Annotated in this window: 4 tRNA genes; all 4 read right to left on the bottom strand. The window is 51.1% G+C overall.

Features of this window, described 5'->3' with window-relative positions:
• Window positions 1–38: 38 nt before the first annotated feature.
• A tRNA-Ile gene (locus HMPREF2926_RS10380) sits at window positions 39–112 on the bottom strand.
• 16 nt (window positions 113–128) lie between these two features.
• A tRNA-Met gene (locus HMPREF2926_RS10375) sits at window positions 129–202 on the bottom strand.
• Window positions 203–208: 6 nt separating this feature from the next.
• A tRNA-Pro gene (locus HMPREF2926_RS10370) sits at window positions 209–282 on the bottom strand.
• 19 nt (window positions 283–301) lie between these two features.
• Window positions 302–375: transfer RNA gene (locus tag HMPREF2926_RS10365), tRNA-Arg, on the bottom strand.
• Between the last annotated feature and the right edge of the window lie 65 nt (window positions 376–440).

The following is a 440-nucleotide window of genomic DNA, read 5'->3' as shown; positions in this document are numbered from 1 at the left end:
CCCTTCAGCCGGACTTGGGTAATCCTCCAAGATAATAATGGACCTTGTAGGACTTGAACCTACGACCACTCGGTTATGAGCCGAGAGCTCTAACCAGCTGAGCTAAAGGTCCAACAAGATCAACAATATAGCGGCGAAGGGGATCGAACCCCCGACCTCCCGGGTATGAACCGGACGCTCTAGCCAGCTGAGCTACACCGCCATAATATCGGGAAGACAGGATTCGAACCTGCGACACCTTGGTCCCAAACCAAGTACTCTACCAAGCTGAGCTACTTCCCGATCTAAAGCTACCGCTTTATGCACCCTAGAGGAGTCGAACCTCTAACCGCCTGATTCGTAGTCAGGTACTCTATCCAGTTGAGCTAAGGGTGCTCGTTTCTATTCAATTATTACATAGCCTTGCGACCATGCACCCTAGAGGAGTCGAACCTCTAACC

The organism is Streptococcus sp. HMSC078D09 (assembly GCF_001813675.1).
Classification (GTDB): Bacteria; Bacillota; Bacilli; order Lactobacillales; family Streptococcaceae; genus Streptococcus.
Note: the sequence above shows the minus strand (reverse complement) of the source record. Positions and strands in the feature narration are given on the sequence as shown.